The 22,314-nt window shown below is 53.7% G+C and carries 16 protein-coding genes; 6 read left to right on the top strand and 10 right to left on the bottom strand.

The features are described from left to right. Nucleotides 1-2 precede the first annotated feature (2 nt). The gene (locus KNP74_RS04880; protein WP_214763667.1) at nucleotides 3-797 is read right to left on the bottom strand and encodes an enoyl-CoA hydratase/isomerase family protein; all 795 of its coding nucleotides are present in this window, start codon (nucleotides 795-797) and stop codon (nucleotides 3-5) included. 152 nt (nucleotides 798-949) lie between these two features. Between KNP74_RS04880 and ybaK the strand changes: the two genes are divergently transcribed. From ybaK to KNP74_RS04850, 6 genes are all read left to right on the top strand, one after another. After that, the gene (ybaK, locus tag KNP74_RS04875; protein ID WP_214763665.1) at nucleotides 950-1,414 is read left to right on the top strand and encodes a Cys-tRNA(Pro) deacylase; all 465 of its coding nucleotides are present in this window, start codon (nucleotides 950-952) and stop codon (nucleotides 1,412-1,414) included. A gap of 19 nt (nucleotides 1,415-1,433) precedes the next feature. Beyond that, nucleotides 1,434-2,132, top strand: a complete 699-nt coding sequence (gene pssA / locus KNP74_RS04870; RefSeq protein WP_021066674.1) for a CDP-diacylglycerol--serine O-phosphatidyltransferase — start codon at nucleotides 1,434-1,436, stop codon at nucleotides 2,130-2,132. A gap of 88 nt (nucleotides 2,133-2,220) precedes the next feature. Further along, nucleotides 2,221-2,973, top strand: a complete 753-nt coding sequence (locus KNP74_RS04865) for a carotenoid biosynthesis protein (RefSeq protein ID WP_214763663.1) — start codon at nucleotides 2,221-2,223, stop codon at nucleotides 2,971-2,973. Next, nucleotides 2,939-3,634: a lysophospholipid acyltransferase family protein gene (locus KNP74_RS04860; protein WP_114166384.1), complete on the top strand. Its 696-nt coding sequence runs from the start codon at nucleotides 2,939-2,941 to the stop codon at nucleotides 3,632-3,634. Before KNP74_RS04865 ends, KNP74_RS04860 begins: the two co-directional genes overlap by 35 nt. Then, on the top strand, nucleotides 3,634-4,701 hold the full coding sequence (locus tag KNP74_RS04855; RefSeq protein WP_214763661.1) for a glycosyltransferase family 2 protein: 1,068 nt from the start codon (nucleotides 3,634-3,636) through the stop codon (nucleotides 4,699-4,701). The genes KNP74_RS04860 and KNP74_RS04855 overlap by 1 nt, the downstream gene beginning before the upstream one ends. A 19-nt stretch (nucleotides 4,702-4,720) precedes the next feature. After that, nucleotides 4,721-6,187, top strand: coding sequence for a phytoene desaturase family protein (locus tag KNP74_RS04850; RefSeq protein WP_214763660.1), 1,467 nt, complete (start codon nucleotides 4,721-4,723; stop codon nucleotides 6,185-6,187). Nucleotides 6,188-6,618: 431 nt separating this feature from the next. On the opposite strand, the gene KNP74_RS04845 is transcribed toward KNP74_RS04850, so the two are convergent. From KNP74_RS04845 to addB, 9 genes are all read right to left on the bottom strand, one after another. After that, nucleotides 6,619-7,458 (bottom strand): phytoene/squalene synthase family protein, encoded by an 840-nt coding sequence (locus tag KNP74_RS04845; protein ID WP_214763658.1) that lies wholly within the window; start codon nucleotides 7,456-7,458, stop codon nucleotides 6,619-6,621. Next, nucleotides 7,455-8,906: a phytoene desaturase family protein gene (locus tag KNP74_RS04840; protein WP_214763657.1), complete on the bottom strand. Its 1,452-nt coding sequence runs from the start codon at nucleotides 8,904-8,906 to the stop codon at nucleotides 7,455-7,457. The genes KNP74_RS04845 and KNP74_RS04840 overlap by 4 nt, the downstream gene beginning before the upstream one ends. After that, nucleotides 8,903-10,429, bottom strand: coding sequence for a phytoene desaturase family protein (locus KNP74_RS04835; protein ID WP_214752876.1), 1,527 nt, complete (start codon nucleotides 10,427-10,429; stop codon nucleotides 8,903-8,905). The genes KNP74_RS04840 and KNP74_RS04835 overlap by 4 nt, the downstream gene beginning before the upstream one ends. A gap of 73 nt (nucleotides 10,430-10,502) precedes the next feature. Then, complete coding sequence (locus KNP74_RS04830; protein WP_034776575.1) at nucleotides 10,503-11,504, bottom strand: class I SAM-dependent methyltransferase; 1,002 nt, start codon at nucleotides 11,502-11,504, stop codon at nucleotides 10,503-10,505. A gap of 101 nt (nucleotides 11,505-11,605) precedes the next feature. Continuing rightward, on the bottom strand, nucleotides 11,606-11,986 hold the full coding sequence (locus KNP74_RS04825) for a YisL family protein (protein ID WP_034776573.1): 381 nt from the start codon (nucleotides 11,984-11,986) through the stop codon (nucleotides 11,606-11,608). A gap of 145 nt (nucleotides 11,987-12,131) precedes the next feature. Continuing rightward, entirely contained in the window at nucleotides 12,132-14,690 is a 2,559-nt protein-coding gene (locus KNP74_RS04820) for a sensor histidine kinase (protein WP_214763656.1), read from the bottom strand. Further along, nucleotides 14,687-15,049 carry a response regulator gene (locus tag KNP74_RS04815; RefSeq protein WP_021066686.1) on the bottom strand — a complete coding sequence of 121 codons (363 nt, stop codon included), beginning with the start codon at nucleotides 15,047-15,049 and terminating at the stop codon, nucleotides 14,687-14,689. Before KNP74_RS04815 ends, KNP74_RS04820 begins: the two co-directional genes overlap by 4 nt. Nucleotides 15,050-15,164: 115 nt before the next feature. Further along, on the bottom strand, nucleotides 15,165-18,767 hold the full coding sequence (gene addA / locus KNP74_RS04810) for a helicase-exonuclease AddAB subunit AddA (protein ID WP_214763655.1): 3,603 nt from the start codon (nucleotides 18,765-18,767) through the stop codon (nucleotides 15,165-15,167). Next, nucleotides 18,751-22,191, bottom strand: a complete 3,441-nt coding sequence (addB, locus tag KNP74_RS04805; RefSeq protein ID WP_214763651.1) for a helicase-exonuclease AddAB subunit AddB — start codon at nucleotides 22,189-22,191, stop codon at nucleotides 18,751-18,753. Before addB ends, addA begins: the two co-directional genes overlap by 17 nt. Between the last annotated feature and the right edge of the window lie 123 nt (nucleotides 22,192-22,314).

Genomic DNA, 22,314 nt, shown 5'->3' with positions numbered 1-22,314 from the left:
GATTACGCCCATGCCGGGTACACCGAATCAAAAAGAAGCGGTCGCCATGACCGCTTCTTTTTGATTCGATTTAGGAACGCCTGCATCGCCTGCCGATGAACGTCCGTCTGACCACATTTCCGTTGCCAGATGATTTCTTGCTCGAGCTCTTCCTCGAACGACTTGGCTCGGAACAACGCCTTCATGCCCTGTACCGCCGTCGGTGACTGGGCGGCGAGCGTCTCGGCATATGTCGTCAACCGCTCCAAGTACGCCTCATCCTCGACGAGCTCGGTGACGAGACCGAACGTCTCGGCCTGTTCGGCGCCGATCGTGCTCCCGCTCCACATCCAAGCGAGCGCGAGGTCTGGGCGCATCAGACGTCGTAAATGATACGGCCCCCCGGCATCTGCGACGAGACCAATCTTGATGAAGGCCGAACTGAACTTCGTCGACCTGGCGACGAGACGGACGTCCGCCGCGAGCGCTAGACTCAAGCCCGCCCCCGCGACGACTCCGTGAATCCCGGCGATGACCGGTTTCGGACAAGCTTCGAGCGCCCGGACGAGCGGATGGTAGACCTCCTCTAGATAGAGGCCATAGTCGGCATCCCCCTCGATCGTCAAATCCTGTCCCGATGAGAAGGCACGTCCTTGCCCGACAAGGACGATGACTTGGACGGTCTCGTCTGCCACGAGCCCCTCGACTGCTTCCCTTGCCTCGCGGAGCAGCGTCTCATTCAGCGCGTTCAGTTTCTCCGGTCGGTTCCATTTGAGCCAGCCGACCCCGTTATGTCGTTCTAGTTGAATCGTTTCCATCCCAATTCCCCCTTTACTAAAATGAATCACTATTCATTTCTATATCGTCCATTCTGTTTCCTTCTTGTCATGAAAACTTTCTGAGTTCGATTGCCCGACGCTACCACTATTTGCTATTCTTAAAAGAGTCGTTCAACGAAAGGGTGGGGCTGATGCAACTGACGAATGCCGCAAGACAATTGAAACAACGGAACATCCCGTTCACGTACCACTCCTATGAAGTGGACGCGTCCGACGTCTCCGCCAAACATGTCGCCGTGTCACTCGGTAAACCGCTCGACCAACTGTATAAAACGATTTGTCTCGAGAACGAGGAGCGGCGCTACGCCTTTTTCCTCATCTCAGGAGAGTTAGATATCGATTTGAAGGCGGCCGCGAAAGCCTGGGGTGCCAAAAAAGCCACACCCGTCCCGATGAAAGAGCTCGAGGCGCTGACCGGCTATATCCGTGGCGGTGTTTCACCGATTGGGGCGAAGAAACGGTTCCCTGTTTTTCTTCATGACAACGCCAGACAAAAAGATACGATCATCATCTCGGCCGGCAAACGCGGCTACCAACTCGAACTCACACCGGCTGATTTGCTTCGGTTCACGGACGGTCGCTGGTTCACTCAATAAAAAGATGGAGGCAACACCTATGTGGAAAGAACGAATCCGCTCGTGGATTCCTAACTCATTTACGTTCGGTAACCTGTTTTGCGGCGTCTTGGCGATTGTCTATGCCGCGCGAGGAGACTTTTCGAATGCCACGTTATTGATTATCATCGCCATGATGCTTGACAGTCTAGACGGACGGCTAGCCCGTATGCTCGGCGTGGCCGGTGATTTTGGAAAAGAACTCGACTCGCTCGCTGATGTCGTCACGTTCGGGGTCGCCCCGGCACTTCTCGCCTACTACACGTTCTTTATCGATTACGGCAACTACGGTCTCTTCTTCGCCGCCTTGTTCCCGTTATTCGGTGCTTATCGTTTGGCCCGCTTCAACTTGTCGGCGACGAACGTCACGGCCAGTTACTTCTCGGGTGTCCCGATTACAGCGGCCGGCGGGCTCCTCGCCGTCGTGACGACGTTCGGGGACCAGATCAACGAGCTCCTCACCCCGATCTTCTTCACGGGTCTCGCTCTGCTCATGGTCAGCCGTGTCCGTATCCCGAGCTTTAAAGATGTGCCGCTTCCGCGCCACTCGTTCATCATCACGGTCAGTCTCATTTATTTGACGTACATGATTTTCGCCCGCTGGAAAGAATGGCCATCATTTTGGTTCATCGCCGTCACATTCTATGTCTTGTTCATTGCCTTCTCGTTCGTCAAGAAACGGAAACGGATGGCGAATTGACGGGTCCCTCTCGAGGGGCTCTTTTTTTTGCATGCATTTATTAGACGGGAACCAAAAACCTCTCTAGAATGGGGGTAGAGGTGATGAAATGAAAGTGTATCCATGGATTTGGAAATGGTTTTTGGTTTGGTATGTCGTCGGGGTCGTCCTTGTCGGCTTTGATTTGTTGCCGAGTTGGCTCGAATGGGCGAACCCTGTCTTCTTGTGGCTCGCCGGTCTCATCGGCGGCTGGGTGATTGCGGACGGTGTCCGCCACGCCCGTCTGATCGTCCCGTTCATCTTTTTCGGTTCGATCGCCGTCGAGACGCTCGGTGTGAAAACCGGGTTCCCGTTCAGTGAGTACATCTATGCCGAGGCGTTCGGTCCCACCGTGTTCGGTGTACCGGTCACGATCGGCGCGGCCTGGCTCGCCGTCATCGGCGCCAGTTTTGCCGTCGCCCGCCTATTCTCATTCAAGAACCGGACGCTCTGGCTCGTCCCGTTCCTCGCTGTTTGGCTCGACATGGCAATCGACCCGGTCGCCGCGAACGTGAAAGGGTACTGGGAATGGGCCAATGACGGTCTCTACTATGACATCCCGACGCAAAACTTCGTCGGTTGGTTCGGACTGTCGCTCATCTTCTCTTGGTTGCTTGACCGGTTTGAAGTCGAGGCGGAACCGTTGCTACTCGGACATGGACGTTATTTGTTCGTCATGCTTCACGCCTTGTTTGGCGTCACGGCCGTCAACGCTGGCCTCTACGGCATCGGTGTACTCAGCATCGTGACAGCAGCAGGCCTCATCTTGCTAGAACGGAGGAGCCGACATGATCGAAGCGAGCAAAAAGAAATGGTTCAATAACTTGTTTTCGACGTTCGTGAAAGAACGTCAAATCCGTCCGTTTTTCCATACGATTTACGTCCGGGCCGATGATGTGCCGACACCAGGATTGTTTTTGAGCACCCACAGCTCTTGGTGGGACGGGATGATCTTGCTCATGTTGAACGAATACTACTTGCGCCACGACGTTCACGTCTTGATGGATGAGGACGGGTTGCGCCGCTTTCCGTTCTTCCGTCACTTGGGCGCGTTTTCCATCAAAAAAGGCAAACTGTCGGATGTGCGCGCTTCTCTCGACTACGCCAATCGGCTGTTACTCGCAGGCAAATCCGTCTGGGTATTCCCGCAAGGACGCGAGTATCCACAAGAACATCGTCCGCTCGAGATTGGCTCAGGTGTGACGATGTTGCTCCGCCAGCCCGAAGTCCGGCTGTGCGCCATTTATTACACGTTCGCGTCGCACGCCGCCCCGCTCGTCTATGTGCGCTTCCGCAACCATACGGTCGTCTCCGAGACGAGACGGCTTCAAAAACAAGAGCTCGCCGAAGCAATCGAACGCCTATATGACGATACGCGCGACGACGTGATCACGCAGTCTGACCGCTATATCGCCTTGTTCCCGCCAAAGCGCAGCCTCGCGGATTGGACGGAACACTTGCTCCAAATTGGAAGAGGCCGCTGATGGTGATTTTATCGCTCACTTTCCTTATGTTCGTGTTCACACTCGTCAATTTACTATTTTTACGTCCGCTCACCGCACCCGTTCCCGCTCCTCCGACTGCGGTGTGCATTCCACTTCGGAACGAAGAACGGAACGTGCCAAAACTCATCACGAGTTTGAAGGCCGCCTTGCCGGATGAATGTCGCGTCTATTTATACGAGGACCGGTCTGAGGACGATACATACGAGGCACTCGTTCGAGCCATCGCTGATGATGTCCGCTTCACCATTTTCCGTGGTGTGCCGTTACCTAAAGGGTGGGCCGGTAAAGTCCACGCGTGTCACCAGTTGGCGAGCCGGACGACCGAGCCGTACGTATTGTTCCTCGATGCTGACGTCACAATCGATTCTACGTTCATCGGACGACTCCATGGCACACTCGCCCGTGAAGAGGCGGTCTTCTTGTCTGGTTTTCCACAATTCCCGACTCCGACATGGCTCGGAAAATTGTTGATTCCGATGCAACACGTCCTGATCGCTCAGCATTTGCCGTTGTTTTGGCGCAAAGTGCGGCACCCTGCCTTTGCCGCGGCCAATGGGATGAACGTTCTCGTTGAACGAAAAAGTTATAATGACGTCGGGGGACACGCCTCCATCCCCGACTCGTTAATCGACGACATCGACCTCTGCCGCGAGTTCAAACGACGAAAAAAAGTTACCTCACTCGTCAACGTTTCACCTTACATCACATGTGATATGTATGCGACGAACGAAGAAGTGTGGAATGGGTTTTCAAAAAACGTATTCAAGGGAATGAATGAAGCAGTGGGCATCGCCCTTTATTTTCTCTTATACTACGGCACCCAGCTCTCTGCTTTCCTCGCCTTCCTCGTCCGCATGGATTGGGTATCGTTCTTGGCGTGCGTGTTCGTCTTACTTGCTCGACTCGCAGTCGACGTCAAATCGGGAGGACGTCACTTCTGGCTCCATCCGTTCAGTCTGATCGCCTACTTGTTGCTCTTGTCGAGCGCGGTCGTACGCAAGTGGCGACGAAAGCCGATTTCATGGAAAGGCCGTACGTATCAATAATCTCGCTAGGAGGCACAACATGAAACAGATCGCTATTATTGGAGCGGGGCTCGGCGGCTTGAGCGCCGCCGTCACCCTTGCCGCCCGTGGTTACGACGTGACTGTCATTGAGAAGAATGAACACGTCGGCGGAAAACTCATGCCAATCGTCACTGATGGACATCGTTTTGACTTCGGACCGAATACAATCACGATGCCGGACGTGTTCCGTTCCGTCATCCGCAACAGCGGGGCTAACCCGGATGATTATTTTGAACTTGTCAAACTCGAATCGCATACGGTCAATCACTTTTCTGACGGTTCAACGTTCACGTTCCATTCAGACCGAGAAAAGATGGAAGGCGAGGTCCGCCGTCTGACCGGTGACAAGGCCGATAAAAATCAATTGGCCGCGTATTTAGACGAAGCAGAGAAACTGTTCGAAATCGCCAACAACCGCTTCTTCACGCGAATGGACTCGAAAATCGATACAGGGCTCTGGGCCGATATGATGAAAGTACATCCGCTCAAGAGCCTTCATGCGCTCCATAAAAAATATTTTAAAGATCCGCGCATCATCCAAGCGCTCGACCGCTATGCGACGTATATCGGCAGCAGTCCGTACGTCACACCGGGCACGTTCGCCTTGATTTCGCACCTGGAACTGGGTGACGGCGTCTATTTCGCCAAAGGCGGGAACTGGACGATCGCGAAAGGCTTCGCCAAACGGGCAAGCGAACTCGGCGTCGAGTTCCGGCTCGGTCATGAGGTCACGAAAATCGAAGTGACGAACGGGAAGGCGCACGCGGTCGTCATCGACCACGAAGAAGTCATGTCTTGCGACGCCGTCTTGTTGAACGGAGAGTTGCTCACGCAATATCCACGGCTCGTCGATGCTTCCGCTCGGCCTTCGTTCCCGGTACCGACGCGCGATACGATTGAACCGTCCGTGTCTGCTTTCGTCATCATGGTCGGCTTGAACAAGCGATTGAACTTGGCGCACCATAACGTCTATTTCTCAGACGACTATGAAGCGGAGTTCCGGGCGCTGTTCGATGAGGAACGGTATGCGGATGAGCCGACGATTTATATCTCGAACTCGGCCCATACGGACCCATCGATGGGAGAAGCTGGCGACAACTTATTCATTCTCGTCAACGCGCCGGCCCATATGACCGACATCGATGCCGAGACGTATGAACATTTGATTCGCCGATGTCTTCGAAAATTCGGTGTCGATTGGGAAGACCACGACGTCGTCTTCCACCGCCGTGTCACCCCGCTCGATTTGACGCGTGATTTTTACGCGTATTACGGTGCCCTTTACGGGACATCGGCCAACTCGAAAAAAGGAGCGTTCTTCCGACCTTCGTCTCGCTCGGAAGATGTGTCGAACATCTGGTTTGCAGGCGGCTCGACCCACCCGGGCGGCGGCAGCCCGATGGTGACGCTTTCAGGACAATTTGCGGCCCGGTCGATGTTAGAGGACATACCTCTGACAATTTGAACATTTTGTGAACAGAAGATTCGACACTTGTCGACACGGGATAGACGTGATAACATCATATTCGAGTTCAAGCAGTTTTGTAACGTTTGTTACACCTGTAGCGATCGAATGGCTTCCCCGAGCCTATCGCGTTTTGAACTTGTCACACCCGAGAAAAAAGTGATGAGCGAGTTTCCCCACTCGTATCCCGCGGCTGGAACAGCATGCATTATGATGTTCCCCCTTAGTCCATCAAGCATCCTGCTTCAGCGAAGATGCCCCATTGTTTCATTCCCCATGAAACGAGGCACATCTTTAGGGTTCATCACGTCCGATTCGTTCGTTTCCCCGATGAACGAATCACACAACGCTTACACCACTTTTGGTCCCCCGCCAAAAGTGGTTTTTTTTGTGCACAAAAAAGGCAGCCGTTTTGCGACGGCTGCCTGATTTTATAACTTGGCCAACAGTTTCCCTTTTTGAATCGTCGAGACAAACGCCCGTTTCGTGAAGACGTCGTGCCCATTATGCCGGGCCGCGTCCAAGATGCCTTCATAGAGCAATCCCGCCGCGCTGACCGGCTTCCGGCTCGTCGCAGGGTACAAGTGATGCGTCTCCCGGGCCCGTACGTATAGAAGTTCGGCCCGGCGCGCCATCGTCTCCCAGACGTCAATGAAAGCCGGGGTCACTTGTCGCGCGAACAAGTCTGCTTCCGAAATACCAAACTTCATCAATAACGACTGTGGCACATAAATTCGGTCACGGTCGAGGTCTTCTCCGACGTCACGTAGGATGTTCGTCAACTGCATCGCGATGCCTAAGTCGATTGCGCCTTGTTTCAACTGATGCCGCCCTGTCGCGTCCACGTCCGGCGCGAGAATCGGCAACAGCATCAAACCGACGGTGCTGGCCGCATAGTAACTATATTGCTCCGTCTCCTCGAGCGTCGCGTAGCGCGTTTTATGTAAGTCCCACTTCATGCCTTCAGCCAATTCAAAGAACGGTTCGACGTCCATGTCGTACCGTCCCCAAACGTCACGCAACGCCACCCAGAGCGCATCGGTCAGATGTTCACCGGCCAAGAAGCGATCGAACTCGGTCAAAAAGTCCGTCAAGCTCTCTTCAGGACGGTCGGATTCATCGACCGCGTCATCGAGCGTCCGACAAAACGCATAGACCGCGGCCACGGCCTGACGGTCTGGTTTGGAGAGCAAAGAAAAGGCCCGATAAAACGTGAGCGAGCCTTTTTTCATTACGTCTTCACAGTGACGATACGCTTCTTGTGTCGTCATGGTACAATGCCCCCCATTTCTTCTTCCATTCTCTTCACTAACAGCTGCGAGCCGATCATGACGATCGGGACGCCTCCGCACGGATGCACCGATGCTCCGACAGCGTAAAGTCGATCGATATGCGCATACGGGCGAGCCTGTGGTTTGTACGCGGCCGATTGGGCCAATTTCGGAGCGATGCCGAAGCTCCCGCCTTCGAATAACCCAAATCGTTCCGCATCCATCGGCGTCCGAACTTTCATCTCAATGACACGATCCCTGAAGTCGGGGACCATCTGTTCGATCCGGCCAATCAAATGCTCGATCGCACCGCTCATTTCAAAGTCCTCACGCTCCAATTTACGTGGGACCGGCACGAGGACATAGAGAACGCTCATCCCGTCCGGTGCCAGCGTGTCGTCCATCAAAGACGGATTGAACGTATACATCGCCGGATACTTGCTTAGTTTACCATCTTCGAAGATGGTCCGCATCGACCCCGCAAAATCATTCGGCAAGTCGAATTGGTGGATCGGTAAATCGATGTCCCCGGTCACGGTGAAGTAAAGCAGGAGCGTCCCGCTCGACGGTTCGTATGATTTCGGCTTGACGCCATCAATCAACCGTTCCATGAGCGGGAAGTCGCCGTTGACGACGACCGCATCATACGGATGAACGACACCATCCACGATGACCGCGTTCGCCCGGCTTTGTTCCACCTGCACCCGTTCGACGTTCGCGTTCAACTCGAACTTGACGCCGCGTCGTCTCAACTCTTGTTCTACTTTCGTCGCAAGTGAGAAATATCCTCCCTTGACGTACCAGATTCCTTCTTCTTGTTCGCGGTACGGGATCAAACCATAGAGGGATGGGGTATCATATGGGTTCCCACCAATATAGAGCGTTTGGAGGCTGTAGGCGACGCGCAGACGCTCGTCTTTAAAGAAGCGTTTCATGTTCTCGTGGGCCGTCTCATACGCCTTCAAGCGCATGAGGAGCATCAATAGTTTCGGTTCGAACAAATCGGTCTTGCCTTTATAGCCCCGGTCTAAGAATGCATCGAACCCGAGGCGGTACTCTTCCCGTTTTTGAGTCATATACTTTCTAAAGCCGTCGCCCTCGTTGAACAGACGGTCGATTTCGGCCGCCTGACGTTCGATGTCACGGTATTTGTAGAACGTCGTGCCATCCTCGTAACGGAGGCGATAAAGCGGGTCGACCTCGATCAACTCGAGCTCTCGCTCCGGGAAACCGGCCTCGAGGAGCTGACTTTTCAATTTTCCGGGCAATAAGACGATGGTCGGCCCTTCATCGACGCGGGCACCGTTCTCGAACTCGACATAATTGAGCCGGCCGCCGACACGAGCTTCTTTTTCATAGATGGTCACGTCCAGCGACGGATATTTGTGGGTCAGGAGCAAGGCCGCGTAAAGCGACCCAATTCCGGCACCGACGAAACTGATGTTCATTGGCCGACACCTGCCCGGTCACGCAACAGGTTGGCGGTGATGCGCGCCGATTCAAAAATCGTCGGCAGTCCGCTGCCTGGATGTGTCCCACCGCCGACGAGCCAGACGTGGTCGAGCTCCTCGAACTGGTTATGAGGACGGAAATACATCATCTGTGACAAGTTATGTCCTAAGTTGAACGTCGCCCCTTCATAGACACCGAACGCTTCCCAATCGTTTGGCGTGAGCGGCTGCATCACCTCGATATGGTTCCGGATCTCACGATACGGCGAACGAGTCTCAAGTGCATCGAGGACGCGCTCGGTCATCGTCGTCTCGAGCGTCTCCCACGGTAAATTCGACAGGTTGTTCGGCACCGGGACGAGCACATAAAGCGAGGATTTCCCTGACGGTGCGAGTGTTGGATCAATCCGTGAAGCATTTTGGACATAGAACGAGAAGTCTTCGCTCAGCTTCAGGTCTTGCGTCATCTCTTTCACATTACGCTCGTAGTCGTCGGCGAAATGGATCGAATGGTGTGCGACATCATCATAGACACGGTCGAGTCCAAGATAAAGCATGAACGTCGAACACGAGTAGCGTTTCTTCTTCAGCTGTTTTGGACTCCAACGTGTGAGTGCGTCGCTTGGGACGAGTGTCGTCATCGCATGTGCGAAGTCGGCACCGACAATCACTTCGTCAAAGGCATAGTGGACATTGTTCGCTACGAGTCCGTTGACGCGTTTCCCGTCGAGCAAGAGCCGGTCGACGCCTTCTTTGAGACGAATCTCCCCACCCTCTTCTTCGATGACACGGGCCATCGCTGTGCAGAGTTGATTCACGCCGCCGATCGGATGATGGACGCCGTAAGCATGTTCCATATATGACAAGATTGAGAAGCCACCCGGGCAATCCCACGCGGACATGCCGAGGTATTTCGCTTGGAACGTGAACGCGTACTTCAGCTCTTCGCTCGTGAAATACTCCGACAAGACGTCGTATAACGACTTGCCGATCGATAAGAACGGGAGCGCCTTCAAGACGCGCGTCGCCACGTAATCGGTCAGTTTGTCATGTGCCGTCTGGAGCACCGGCATCAGTTTCGACAGCTTGATGGCTTGTTCGGCCATGAAGCGTTCGTACCCTTCCCCGTTGCCTGGGAACTGCTCTTCAATCGCCTGATGCATTTGATCGCGATCGGTCGTCATCGATAGGACCCGATTTCCTTTATCGAAATAAAGATCATACATCGGCTCGAGTCGTTTCATCTCGACATAGTCATGTAAATCTCGACCTGTCTCTTCGAAAATCTCTTCTAAAATGTATGGCATATTTAAAAAAGTCGGGCCACGATCGAACGCGAATTCTCCGACTTGCAGACGCGACGTCCGTCCACCGACGAACGCCTGCTTCTCAAACACTGTTACCTTCACACCACGGCTTGCGAGCAGCATAGCGGCCGCAAGTCCTCCTGGTCCGGCACCGATTACGGCGACTCTTTTTTCCGACACATTGAACAACTCCCTATGTGAAAAGTCTCTTATGCTTCTATCCCATTATAGAAATGACTGGAGACAAGTTCAAATCTGAATCGGCTCGTCGTGTGTCCGCGATGTGTCAATTGTCGCGTTTCGCGATGACAATGTACCATGACCCTTCTGGGATGAACGGGATGAAACGGACATTGTCAAAGCCGACCTTGTGCATTTGACGACGTAACTCACGAATCGTTGGGAGCGGATAGAGGTTATCATGCAACGTCATGAACGCATTGAACGCTGAGGCAAATCGAGCACCGAGCGGCGTCTCGGCGAGCGGAGTGACGAGTACCGCGACACCAGCTTCGTCTAAGTTTTCAAGCATCCGTCCGAGCAGTTCGATTCGTTGTTCCGGAGAGAAATAATACAACATATTATTCATCATGACGGCATCAAATCGTTCGTCGTGATCCCACTCCATAAAATCGGCTACTTCATAGCGAATCTCACCGGACTCATCTTGTTCCCGCGCCTCTGCGATCACGTCTTCCTCGAGATCGATGCCGGTCAACTGCCAATCGGGTTCGAGTCCGTGCAGTTTGCGTAAATAACCCCCGTGGCCGCACCCGATATCGAGCATCGTCTTGACGTCGGCTTGCCGCAACAGCTGCTGCACGACCGGGAACGCGACCGTCTCGACGAGGGTCGACGTCTGTGCGACGACCTGGCCATGTGTCGCCCCATCGAACGTTTTCTGTTTGCCCGACTCTAAAAAGTCAGGATATGCGATGAGTGCCGGAATATGAAGTTCCATCATCTCTTGGAGCATAAAGCCGATGCTGCGCTCATCTTCGTGCGACAACTGATATTTCAAACTACGGGTCGGGAAATAGCGCCAACCTTTCTTCTTCAAATGGCGCACGGCGACCCCGACGTCGAGCCAACGCTCGAGCGCGAGTTTCGTCAACGGTTGCTTCAAGCGAAGCGTCATCTCCGCAAAGCTCGCCCCGCCTTGGAGCGCATCGAACAACCCATATTTATAGCCGATATATCCGTGCCAGAGCGGCAGGAACGATTCGGTTTGTTTCATCCATCTGCGTGCGTGCAAGACGCGTGACCATTCATTCATCTGTTGTTCCATCGTTTCACCTCATCATCGTTATCACTGATTTTTTTATTTTCCCCTAATAATTTACGGACAAACAAAAAATCCCACTCCGATGTGCGAAGTGGGAACCATACTTAAATGAAGTTGCTGAAGAACGACTGTCCATACGGCAACGCATAGCCGATGAAGATTGTCACAAGCGCGAGAATCGCAAAACCGCCGAACATCGTGCCCGCAGGTTTGTTCTTCTTCACACGGATGAGCGTCATCTCACCAAAGATGAGTGTCAAGAGTCCGACCGTGATCTTCACGTGGTAGAACATGCCGCCTTCGAGTAATTGAAGATACAAATAAAGTCCCGTGCCGAACGCGACGAGCAACATGAGTCGAAACGCCATGTGGGCGATTTTCCCGCTCTTGTTGGCATTTTTGTAGCCGATATAGGCGACAGCGAACAAGACGAGTAACAAGACCCAGCTCGTGACGTGCGTGTGTAGAAATGCAATCAATGGCATTCTAAATCCCCCTTTCCATTATGTACAACCTCTATTGTACACGAGTCGCTCTGATTACGGTCAAGCAGGACACTGAAAAATCTGATCGCCTATCAAAAAGAGGCCTGATCGAGGAATGATCAGGCGCCTTGTCGTATTTCATTTATTAAGCTGTCGTTGACTCTTGTTCGCGAACCGCGTATTCGAAGCTCGGAATCACGACCGTGAACGTCGACCCTTGATGTTGGACCGACTCGACATGAATCTGTCCGGCGTGACCGCGCACGATCTCTTGACAGATCGGAAGACCGAGTCCGGTTCCGCCGATTTCTCGGCTATCGGAATTGTCGACCCGATAGAACTTGTCGAAGAGACGGTCGAGCGCGTCGCTCGGAATACCGATACCTTGGTCCTTCACTTTAATCGACACCGATTGATCGTGGTGGGCCAATTCGACGGTGATCTTTCCGCCGCGTGGTGAATACTTCACGGCGTTCGAGAGCAAGTTGCTCATCAACTGCTTGAACTTTTGACAGTCGGCGAACAGTTCATACGGTCGGTCATCGGCCGTGATGAGTTCAAACGTATGCTTCAGCGAAGAAGCCTCATAGAACGTCATCATGTCGCGGATGACCGGCTCGATATCGAGCTGTTCGCGGTCGTACATCTGACTGCCGGCTTCCATCCGTTGCACGTCGAGGAAATCGTTGACGAGATGCGTCAGGCGCTCCGTCTCGGCGTGAATCGTCTGCAAGTACTTCGCCTGCTTCTCGTTCGGCAACTGCTTCTTGACCATGAGTTCGGTGAACCCGTAGATCGACGAGAGCGGTGTCCGCAACTCGTGGGAGATCGTCGAGATGAATTCGCTCTTCAAGCGTTCCGCCTCGGTCTCGCTCGTGATGTCACGGAAGACGAGCAACGTCCCTTTCGACAACCCGCCGACGACGATGCGTTCCGCATACATCTGCAAGTTCATCTCGCCTTTACGGATCGAGAAGCTGACGCTGTCATGCGGGAAGTCGTCGGTGAAGAGGCGATCGGTATACTTCAAGAAATCATCTTCTTGGTCGACTGTCGTCGAAATCGTCTCTCGCCATTCGTTCCACGACAGTTCCGCGAGTTCTCTCGACGTGATCTCATCGAGTTCAGGGAACATTTCATAAAGCGGTCGGTTGACGAAGACATCATCGGTCGAATGCTCGACATAGATGACCGCCTCGCGAATTGAATCGAGGATCCGTTCCGTCTTCCCTTTCTCACGGGTCATCTCTTCAAACAGACGCATCCGGAGAAGCGAGAGCGACAACTGACGAGCGAACGACATGATGTCACCCATCTGTGTCTGCGTAAAGCGATCTTTATAGCGGACGAGATAGATGAACGCGATGATCGAGTCATCTGTCGGGTCATGGACCGGTACAGCCGTCTCATACATATAGTATGGGTACGGGAGCGGGTGGTCGCTTGCGACTTGTTTCGACGAATGGACTGTCGTCCGAAGCGTCATCGCCCGCGTCAAGACTGAGTTCTCGCTGTCGAGCAACTGACGCGTGAGCGTCTCGTTCAATCCGTGGCTTGTGATTGAGAACGAGCCTGTCGCATCGACGAAGACGAGCGCGCCGACTTCTGAGTCGGTGATGGCGACGAGCTTCTCGATAATTTCTGGATAGGCCGTGAGCGAATCGCGGGCCGCGAGCGTCTCGGTCAATTCGTTACGATAAGCCAAGTGTTGCTCGTTCTGTTGCGTCTGCTCCAAGATTTCTTCAAGTTCTTGCTGTTGCGCTTGAAGTTCTTCTTGTTGTGCAATCAATTCTTCTTGTTGCGCCTGTAACTCATGGTTTTTCTCAATCAAGTGACGTTCATTGTCACGAAGCGTCTCGGCCATCTTATGGAACGACCGTGACATCGTCCCAATCTCATCTTCGCGTCCCATCTGATCGCTCAAATCGACGATCTCGCCCTTGAGCAGACGGTCAGATGCGACCGAGAGACGTGAAATCAAACGCGTTTGACGGCGCAAGAATGGTTGGATGAACAACAAGATCAATGCCGCGAACGACAAGATGCTCGCGATCCACAAGAATTGAAGAATATCACTGTTTAACTTCCAAGCGTCATATACTTTCTGCTTCTCGCTATTCATCAATGATTTATAATCGTCTAACGCCGTCTCGATCTGTTGGATTGGGCCGAGCGTGTCGATGCCGCGTTCTGGACTGTACGGGACGACGCCCTGCTCAATCAAGCGCTGGGCGGTCGGTAAGCCTAATACGGTCTCCGGGTCAATCGTATCTTCGGTAATCTCACCTTCGGCGCGCAATTGTCCGTATTCTGTTGTCACCGGAAGGATGACGCCAAAATAGAAGTCGTGGAATTCTTGCAAGTCGTCTGCAAAAATTTCACCTTGCTTCGTTTGGACGACGCTCTTGAACCAGTTGATTTCTTGCTGGAACTCGTTCTCTTTCGACTGAGCCCGTTCAAGCGAATCGGTGTCTCCGAACAAGAGATAACCGCGCGAATCATACTGGACGCCTTGCCACTCATCCCACAGCGTGTTCAACCGCTCAATCCGTTCATCAACGTCTTGTAGCCGTTGTTCGTTTTCAGCAACTCGCTCTTGCATGTACGTGTACATAATTATCGATCCGACCAGCGCGAGCGCGAGGAAGGAATAGAGAACGACCATGAGGTCGCGACCGAGTTTTTGTTTAAACCATCTGTTCAATTCACGATTCCTCCTATAATCTTCACCAACTCAAGTGGACTGAACGGCTTAGATATAAAGTAGTCGACGCCAATCTCGTTCGCGCAATCACGATCAGATTGTTGGCTCTTCGCCGTGAGCATCATCACTTTTGTATGTTGACGTCCCGGTAGTTTCCGAACTTTCTCGATGACCTCAAGACCTGTCATGCCTGGCATCATATGGTCGACAATTACGAGGTCATACTCGTTCTGTTCGATTAGCCGGTAGGCTTCAAGGCCGTCTGGCGCTTCATCAATGTCATATCCTTCATCTTCTAATGTATCTAAAACAAGCATCCGTAATACTTCTTCATCTTCTGCTAGTAAAATTTTTACCATGACGATTCCTCCATTTTTTATCCCATTCCATTATTTTACCGGATTCAGTTCGTAATCACAAAAAATAAGGGTGTACGGTGTATAACCGTACCCCTTTTTCTTCACAACGTCTACATTATAATACAACAATTTCCTGTAATTCGAGCGAATAAATGAGCATCTGTCCGACCGTGATCCCCCAAATCGTCTCGATGGCCTCGCGATAGAGCGATAATTGGACATGATAGCGGTCGCGCAACATTTGTTTCGCCGCGTCACGGGATTCGCTCGAAAAGAGCACGGAGTCCGATTTATAGTCGAGAAGCACGTATGTCTCGCCGTCATGGAACAGACAATCGATAATCCCTTGAATCAGCACATGTTCGTCAGTGAACGTCCCGCTCGGATTGACCCGTTCGGCCGGAACCGTGTACGTAAACGGCAACTCGCGCCAGCCTGTCCCGGTTTGAAGCGCTGCCGTTAACGCGCGCCCCGTGTCTGAAGCAAAGAACGCCTCGATTTCAGGGATGGCAAGCCTTGCCGTCTCGGCCTCGACCGGGCTGAGCATGCCGTCGGCTTCCCAGCGATCGATTTGTAAGGCGAGTGGTTCCGACGGGTCGATCAATTGAAAGACAAGGTGTAACGTCGTACCCCGCTCGGCTCCCGTCTGTTTCGATTGTTTCCACTTCGGCTCTCGGTACGGGGTGTCACTCGCCCGGTACGTCTCTTCAAACGCCGCCTGCTCGAGTTGGAGCGCGCGTTTCAGCTCCGTGACCGTTTGCTTGGCAGCCGTCTCGGTCGCGGCTTGGGCCGGATATTCATAAGTGAACGCCCGGCGGACAAAATCTGTGACGTTCGCCTCGTCTTTGACCGGAAAGTCAATCGCTTCGAACTGTTTGACGTGATGGAGCTGCGCCATCATCTCTTGGAGCGTGGCGACTTCCGCCAAGTCCTCTTCGCCGATGATACGGTACGTCCACGGGGTCGATTCCGATTGGGGTGCGATCATCGGCAACCCTTGCTCTTCTAAAAACGGGGCCGCTCCTTCAAGTTTTAGGAGCGCCGGAGCGACCCAATCGAGATACGTCTTCGCCTCACGACGCGCATCGGCCGATAAAGTCGTCCCGGTTTGCTCAACGTGCAACCATTGCCCGATCTGTTTCTCAGGCTCTTTGACCGTCCCGACCAAAATCAGTTTTTCTTTCGCACGCGTGAGTGCGACATACAAAACGCGCATCTCTTCGGCTTTCATCGTCGCATCGAGATCGCGGCGAATCATCTCTTTGACGAACGTCTCCGTTTTCGTGCGCGTGACGACATCAATCGCGTCGAGGGAGATTCCGTAACGTTTATGGAAGATGACGCGCTGCATTTGATCGCGCTTGTTGAACTGCTTCCCTAGCTGAGCGACGATTGTGACCGGAAACTCGAGTCCTTTCGACTTATGGACTGTCATAATCCGGACGACGTTTTCTTCTTCACCGAGTGAACGCGCCTCGGACAAGTCCTCGCCGTTATCCTGAAGCCGATCCATCACACGGAGGAAACGATACAAGCCGCGGTAACCACTCCGCTCATACGACAACGCCCGGTCATAGAGCGCCTTCAAGTTTTCTTGGCGCCCTTTCCCGCCCGGCAGTCCGCCGGCAAAATCATAAAATCCTGTGTCGTTGAACACTTGTTGAATCAATTCTGACAAGCTATGGTTGCGAGCGAACGTGCGCCACGCTGATAACGCGTCAAGAACATCGCCACACTTCAGACCGAGATCGTCCTCATCATCTGCTTTCGCTTTGAGCGCCTCAAAGAATGACTCTTCCGACTCAAGGCGGATTTTCGCCAACTCTTGGTCGCTGAACCCGAACATCGGCGAGCGAAGTGCCCCGGCAAGCGGGATGTCTTGGAGCGGGTTGTCGATCAGTTTCAACACCGCGAGCATCATCCGAATCTCCGTCGCTTGGAAGTATCCCCCGTCCGAATCGGTGTAGGCCGGAATGTTGTACTGTGTCAAAATATCCATCAACTGTTCGACCCGCTCTTTCTTTGAACGGACCAAGATGACAATGTCACGATATTCACACGACCGGAGCAAACCTGTCGCTTCATCGGTCACTTTGAACGGTTCCTCGCCCGAGACGAGCTCTAAAATCCGGGTCGCGATGGCCCGGCCTTCGAGTTCTTGTTTCGACAAGTCGCGGCTCTCCCCGTTGACGAGAATGAGTTCAGGACTCGCCTCGAGCGCCTCATAGTCACGCCCCGGGACGAGACGTGCCGCCTCATCGTATTCAATCTCACTTACTTCCTCGTCCATCAGCCGGACGAACAAGTCGTTAATGCCGTGAAGTACCTCGGCTCGGCTTCTGAAGTTTTGGGACAAGTCGATCCGTTGTCCCGACCCATTCTGTTTGAAGCGCGTCGCCTTCTCGATGAACAAGCGTGGTTCGGCATGACGGAACCGGTAAATCGACTGCTTGATATCGCCGACCATGAACAGATTTCCAACATGCTCGACTTCATTGCTGACAAGCCCGATGATCGTCTCTTGAATCTCGTTCGTGTCCTGATACTCATCGATCAATACTTCGGCGAAGCGTTGTTTGTAAAGCGAAGCGACCGAAGATGGTCCTCCCCCGTCTCGTAAAATGGCGAGCGCATAATGCTCGAGGTCGCTGAAGTCGACAAAGGCACGGTCCCGCTTCGCCTGTTCATAGGCGGCACCGAACGTCCGAACGGTCTTAACGAGCGTCTCGACGAGCGGACGTTGTGTCATCAACACGTCCAAATAATCTGCCCCACTCGTGCTCGCTTGGGCGATGGCTTCACTTAACTTCTTCTTCGCCTGATCGTATGTCGGCTTCAATACCGTGTGATAGACGTGATGTTCTTCTTTCTTTTGAACGGATTTCATCGTCCCGAACTTGACGGCGCGGGAAGCCGTCTCGAGCTCGCTCCACTTGAACGAGTCCGGATCGAGATTCACAAATGGTAAAATCGCCTGTTGCACGTTCTCAGATTGCGCCTCATAACCGGCGAGCCGAAGTTCGATGGCGACGCGACGGAGCTGACGCAATGCTTTTTCGATGTCTACCCAAAGCAGGCGCCCGAATTCAATCAACAGTTGTTCCTCGTCAGGATCCCCATCGAACTGATACAACGACACAAGTTCGTTCAAGTACGCTTCCGGGTCTGGTAGCGTCCGTGCATAGTGATAGAGGCCGAGAATCAATTCCTCGATCTCACTGTCGCCCCGGTCCGACGTATAGGCGTCAATCAAAGCGAAGAAAGCTTGGTCTTGTTGACCGTACGCCTCCTCGAGCACATCTTCGAGCACATCGTCCTGCAAGAGCACCAAGTCCCGTTCCTCGGCGATTTTGAACGCCGGGTCGAGGTCGAGCAAATAATAATTCTCCCGAATCACTTCGAGACAGAACGAGTGAATCGTCGTGATGAGTGCCCGGTTGAGCATTTGGCGTTGCTTTCGAATATATGCGTTCTCGGGATCATCACGGAGTGCCCCGTCGAGTGCTTTGGCGATTCGACGTTTCATCTCGGCCGCCGCCGCATTCGTGAATGTGACCACGAGCATGCGGTCCGCCGTCAATTCGTCCGTCTCATCCAAGAGACGGCTCGCGAGCCGTTCCACGAGGACGGCCGTCTTCCCGGAACCGGCTGCCGCCGAGACGAGCACGTGCGACCCTCTGGCATCAATGGCCGCTTGTTGATCATTCGTCCACTTCATCGACGTCACCTCCTAATCTTGACAAGACGTCATCTTTTTCTAATTTCTTCAATTGCCGTGGCTCGTTGGACAGCGCCTCATCAAAGTGACAGACACTTTGGAACGGGCACGTCTGGCAGGGCCGTCGTTCTTTATATTCATATGGCTCGACTCCGATTTCGCCATCGTACATCGCCTCGGCGCTCGCCTCCGCCAAATTAAGGGCATGGTCCATCAATTGCTCGAGCTGTGGCGGGGAGACGACTTTTTTCGTCGTATTCGCATCGATCGTCCCATCTTTCTTGTACTTGACCGGGATGACGATTGATTTTTTCTGATCGAGTTTCGCTGTCCGGTCCATCGCCTCTAAAATGGCAGGATCGTCGACGAGCAATCCTTGCATCTGATACGATTCGAGCACCTTCCGCTCGGTGTCCGTGTCCGTCTCGGCCGGTGCGACGAGCGGCCGGTGGACGTGGAAATAAAGCGCCGCTGCCGGCGCGACATTCTCTTGTGTCCACGCGTTCGCCTGCTCGATCAGTACTTTCAAATAGATGAGCATCTGCATGGCGAGCCCGTAATAGATTTCGGCGAAGTCGATTTCTCGTTTGCTCGACTTATAGTCGACAATCCGGACGTAAAGCTGATCATGGACCGAGGCCGTGTCGACGCGGTCGATGCGACCGACAAGTTCACACGTCGCCCCGTTACTGAGCGTGAACGACACGGGCGGGAAATTGCCGCTGCCGAAGGCGAGTTCGAAAGCGACGGGGTCGAATCCGTCCCGTTTCGATTGCTCGATCAATACTTCCGCCGTCTTGCTGACGACATCGGTCAATTTCTTCTTCAAATAGCCATACCGGTTCGAACTCATCAAAATCGCATTTTGAATTTCCGGCGTGACGAGTTCGACGGCCGCCTCGGCGAGTGACGAACACTCGTCGCGGCTCACATCCCGCCATTCTTTCCCGTCCATTTTCACGGTCTGGGACATATGCTCGATTGTGCGATGGTACAAGTTTCCGATATCCGGCGCTTCTAACCGATACAGGCGACGTTCTTTTAAACGGAGCCCATAGCTCGCAAAGTGACGGAACGGACAAGCCTGGAACGTCTCGAGCCGCGATACGCTCGCTCGAATCGAGTTTGTATAAAGTGACTTGGCGACATCTTCCGGCAACGGTTGTGGCACGTTTTGATAGAAGAGTGCACTCGTCAATAAGCGAATCCGTTCGCGGCCTTCCGGATGTTTCAACAGTTCGTTGTACACCGTGAACCACGTATCTTGAATCGGATAATGCCGGCTGAGTCGTTGCAGTTCGAGCGCTGTCACCGCTGCCGTCTGATTCACGTTCGTGATAAAAGACAGCTGGTCGCTCGGGCGATGTTCCCCGGCTTCCGCGAAATGGGTCGTCACGACTTTCCCGCCACTGAGGCGGGCTTTCAGGTCAGCGATAAAACTCGCCGGTTGAATCGCCTTGCCGGCCCGGTCGACGAGGGCATAGCTGACGAACACACGATGGCTCGGTGCCGTGAGCGCCTTGTATAAATAGTACGTCTCGTCATCAAATAAATGCTCGGTCGCTTTCCCGGCCCGAACGCCGTTGTCATGCATGAAATCAAGGTCCTGGTCGGTCAACAGTTTCGACTGGGTCGCTACGAGCGGGATTTGATCTTCGTTTGCCCCGAGTAAGAAGACGACCTTTTTATCAATCAAGCGGCCCCGGACGTAATCAGTGACCGTCAATTGGTCCAGAGATGGCGGGACGAGCGCGTAGCGCAAACTGTCGAGCCCGGTATCCATCATTTGCAGGAACAGTTCGGTCGAGAGCGTCTCATCTGGCGCCGCCGCTTCCAACTGCTCGAGCAAGTGCAACACGGCATCCCACACTTGGGTATGTTCTCTCGCTTCGAGCAATCTTGATTCCTCGAGCGCCTCCTCGCGCCAATAGGCGAGACAAGACGCCACATCAACCCGTTCTAGAAAGGCATAGATGGCGTGCGTGTAAGCTTGCATCGTCTTCGCCGCTTTTAAATCTGCCAACAGCGGGTCGAAGGTGTCAACGACGGTTTGGCGGTAACGATTGAGTGCCGTCTCCAAGTCAAGTTCTTCCCCGGTCAGCCGTGCCTCTTCTTCGGCTCGGCGTCGCAAATACCAATCCTCGTGCCAGTGATAATGTTTGATTCCGCGCTCGATGACGAACGCCTCGAGTCGGTCGACCGACGTGCGTCGATGCTCCGCATCGAGCAAAATCAGTTCGGTTTTGAGCGCCCGAAACACCGGTTCTTCCCGGTAGCCGCGCATCGCGACCTCAATCGTCGCCTTCAGTAATTCGACGACGGGATGATCGAGCATCGGTTGCCGCTCATCGAGGAAGAACGGCAACTGCATTTTTCGGAGCGCTTGTGTCGCCAAGTCGCCGTACTCCTCAAGCGAGCGTGACACGAAAGCGATATCGCGATAGCGGAATCCTTCCTCCCGGACGAGCCGCACGACCTCACGGACGGCTGCCTCGACTTCTACCGACCGGTCGACGGCCGCGTTCAACACCACGTTCGAATCAGGACGCGTGTATGGAGCTGCCGTCACTTGCCCGAACGTCGCCTCGAGATAGGCCAGGCTCGGATGTTGGAAGCGCGGAGATCCTGTATGAGGGTGGTCGTTTGACGAGAGACCGCGCTCGGCCAACAGCTCTTTGAAACGCATGAGTGTCCGTTGCGTCGGTCCGAACGACGGATGAGGCCGATAGAGCGAATCCGGGTCAATCGTCAACAGCACGTCGAGCGGCGCCTTCTCCGCTAAAGCGACGAGCACGGCTAGCTCCTGTTCCGAAAATTCATTGAACCCATCGACATAAAACTGCGTCCCGGTCAAATCGATGTCCGGCAACAGTTGTAGCAACACGTTGAAATAGTCTTCCGCGTGGAGCGATTTCCCTTCCGTCATCATCAAGAAACCCTCGTAAAGAATCGACAAATCTTGGAGTTTGAGGGACCGATGTTGGTCTTGCTCGCTTAAGCGGAGCAACTGCTCGGGATCGACGAGGCCGCGCTTGAGGAGCGTGATCAACTGGTTCAGTTCCTCGTAAAAGCCGAACTGGTTCATCGTCCGGCGGAACAACGTCAATCGTTCCTCGTTCATCTCGACGACGCGGCGCAACAGCAAGTGCGTCCCTGTCTGATCTAAAAACTGTTCGGTCGCGACGCCCCGGTCGCGCATCATCAAAAAGGCGAGTCGACGCATTGATAAGACTTGAATCCGGGTCGACCCGTTCAAGCCGTCCGTCATCGCCATCTTCCGTTCCATCTCAAACGACATTTGGTCTGGGACGAGCATATAGATGGTCGGTCCGCTCGGGTCACGCTTCAGCTCTTCGATGACATGTTTCGTCATCCATTCGCTTTTTCCGCTCCCGGAACGCCCGACATGAAAAGTGACCGTCATTTAGGCGAACACCCCTTCCCTTTTTTCTTTATTATGACCCATTCGACCTCGTTTGTAGAGGGAAATCCTTCAACAGCCCGGGAAGAAAATTGACCAGCCCGCTTCAGTCCCCTTTTCCGCAAA

The organism is Exiguobacterium sp. s141 (assembly GCF_018618085.1).
GTDB classification, from domain to species: Bacteria; Bacillota; Bacilli; order Exiguobacteriales; family Exiguobacteriaceae; genus Exiguobacterium; species Exiguobacterium mexicanum_A.
Note: the sequence above shows the minus strand (reverse complement) of the source record. Positions and strands in the feature narration are given on the sequence as shown.